This window comes from Hydrogenophaga sp. (genome assembly GCF_030656115.1).
Taxonomy (GTDB): domain Bacteria; phylum Pseudomonadota; class Gammaproteobacteria; order Burkholderiales; family Burkholderiaceae_C; genus Hydrogenophaga.
The window spans coordinates 1-3023 of sequence record NZ_JAUSOO010000185.1 but is presented as its reverse complement, the minus strand read 5'-3'; the positions used below and the strand labels follow the sequence as shown (position 1 = coordinate 3023).

Sequence of the window (3023 nt, the reverse complement as noted above, 5' to 3'; positions counted from 1 at the left end):
GCGCGGGGGCGGCACCGGCTACACCGGCGGCGCGATCCCGCTGACCTGGAAGAGCGCGGTGATCAACACCGAAAAGCTCGAAGCCATGACCGAGGTGGAGTTCGTGGCGGTGCCCGGCCACGCTGAGCCGCTGCCCACGATCTGGACCGAAGCCGGTGTGGTGACGCAGCGCGTGGCCGACGCGGCCGAACGCGCCGGCCATGTGTTCGCGGTGGACCCGACCTCGGCCGAGGCCTCGTGCGTGGGCGGCAACATTGCCATGAACGCCGGCGGCAAGAAGGCCGTGCTCTGGGGCACGGCGCTGGACAATCTGGTGAGCTGGCGCATGGTGACGCCGCAGGCGCAGTGGCTGGAAGTCACGCGCCTGGACCACAACCGCGGCAAGATCCACGATGCCGAAGTGGCCACCTTCGAGCTCAAGTACTTTGAAGCCAATGGCAAGACGCACGTCCGCACCGAACAGCTGGTGATCCCCGGCTCGACCTTCCGCAAGGAAGGTCTGGGCAAAGACGTGACGGACAAGTTCCTGGCCGGCCTGCCGGGCATTCAGAAAGAAGGCTGTGACGGTCTGATCACCAGCGCGCGCTGGCTGGTGCACCGCATGCCCGAACACGTGCGCACCGTGTGCCTGGAGTTCTTCGGCAACCCCAAGGACTGCGTGCCGTCCATCGTGGACATCAAGGACTTCATGTTCGGCGAGATGAAGCGCCCCGGCGGCGCCATCCTCGCGGGTCTGGAGCACCTCGATGACCGCTACCTGAAGGCCGTGGGCTACGCGACCAAGAGCAAGCGCGGCACGCTGCCCAAGATGGTGCTGGTGGGCGACATCGTGGGGGACGACGCCGACGCCGTGGCCCGCGCCACCAGCGAGGTGATTCGCCTGGCCAACGGCCGCAGTGGCGAAGGCTTCGTGGCCATCAGCGCCGAAGCGCGCAAGAAATTCTGGCTCGACCGCAAGCGCACCGCGGCCATCAGCAAACACACCAACGCCTTCAAGGTGAACGAAGACGTGGTGATCCCGCTGCCGCGCATGGGCGAGTACACCGAGGGCATCGAGCGCATCAACATCGAGCTCTCGCTGCGCAACAAGCTCAAGCTCTGCGAAGCGCTGGAGACTTTCTTCACCCGCGGCCAGCTGCCGCTGGGTAAGACCGACGATGCCAACGACATCCCCAGCGCCGAGCTGCTGGAAGACCGCGTGCAACAAGCGCTGGCGCTGGTGCGCGAAGTGCGCTCGCTCTGGGCCACTTGGCTGCGCGATGTGGATGCGCTGTTTCCCGAGTTGCAGGACCACCGCCTGCGCGCGAGCTGGAAGACGCAGATCCGTGCGCCGCTGCAAGGCATTTTCAATGGTGCGGCGTTCGGCGCCATCCTGAGCGAAATCAACGCCATCCACCAGCGTGTGCTCAAGGGGCGCGTCTGGGTGGCGCTGCACATGCACGCGGGTGATGGCAATGTGCACACCAACATCCCCGTCAACAGCGACGACTATCAGATGCTGCAGACCGCTCACGAAGCAGTGGGCCGCATCATGGTGCTGGCGCGCAGCCTGGACGGCGTGATCTCGGGCGAACACGGCATCGGCATCACCAAGCTGGAATTCCTGACCGACGACGAGCTGCGCCCCTTCGCCGAGTACAAGGCCAAGGTGGACCCGGAAGGCCGCTTCAACAAGGGCAAACTGATTCGCGACCTGTCGGGCGTACAAGGGCTCGCCGCCGACACCAGCCTGCGCAGGGCGGACCTCTCCAACGCCTACACACCCAGCTTCGGTCTGATGGGCCACGAGTCGCTGATCATGCAGCAGAGCGACATCGGCGCCATCGCCGATTCGGTCAAGGACTGCCTGCGCTGCGGCAAGTGCAAGCCGGTCTGCGCCACGCACGTGCCGCGCGCCAACCTGCTCTATTCGCCGCGCAACAAGATCCTGGCGACGTCGCTGCTGGTCGAGGCGTTTCTGTATGAAGAGCAGACGCGCCGTGGCATCAGCATCAAACACTGGGAAGAGTTCGAAGACGTGGCCGACCACTGCACGGTCTGCCACAAGTGTCTGTCGCCGTGCCCGGTCAAGATCGACTTCGGCGACGTGACCATGAACATGCGCAACCTGCTGCGCAAGATGGGCCAGAAGAGCTTCCGCCCGGGCAATGCTGCGGCCATGTTCTTCCTGAACGCCACCAACCCCGAGACCATCAAGTTCATGCGCTCGGCCATGGTGGACGTGGGCTTCAAGGCCCAGCGCCTGGCCAACAAGGTGCTGAAGATCGCCGCGCGCAAGCAAACCAGCGCGCCACGGGCCACGCTGGGCCCAGCGCCCATCAAAGAGCAGGTGATCCACTTCATCAACAAGAAGATGCCCGGTGGCTTGCCCAAGAAAACGGCGCGCGCGCTGCTGGACATCGAAGACAAGGACTACGTGCCGATCATCCGCAACCCGGTGGCTACCACGGCCGAGACCGAGGCGGTGTTTTACTTCCCCGGTTGCGGTTCGGAGCGGCTGTTCAGCCAGGTAGGCCTGGCCACGCAGGCCATGCTGTGGCACGCGGGTGTGCAGACGGTCTTGCCACCGGGCTATCTGTGCTGCGGGTACCCGCAGCGCGGCTCAGGCCAGTTCGACAAGGCTGAAAAAATCATCACCGACAACCGGGTGTTGTTCCACCGCGTGGCCAACACGCTGAACTACCTCGACATCAAGACCGTGGTGGTCAGCTGTGGCACCTGCTACGACCAGTTGCAGGGCTACGAGTTTGACAAGATCTTCCCCGGCTGCCGCATCATCGACATCCACGAATACCTGCTGGAGAAGGGCATCACCTTGCCCGCCGGGCAGGGGGGTTACCTCTACCACGACCCCTGCCACACCCCCATGAAGCTGCAGGACCCGATGAAGACGGTGAAGGCGCTGATGGGCGACAAAGTGATCGAGAGCAAGCGCTGTTGCGGCGAGTCCGGCTCGCTGGTCGTGACCCGGCCCGACATCTCCACGCAGATCCGTTTCCGCAAGGAAGAAGAGATCAAGAAGG

Annotated in this window: 1 protein-coding gene; it reads left to right on the top strand. The window is 64.4% G+C overall.

Annotated features, from left to right (window positions below):
- Positions 1-3023 (top strand): FAD-binding oxidoreductase (locus tag Q7J58_RS22620; protein ID WP_304832340.1); only part of this gene is annotated, 3023 nt, incomplete at both ends.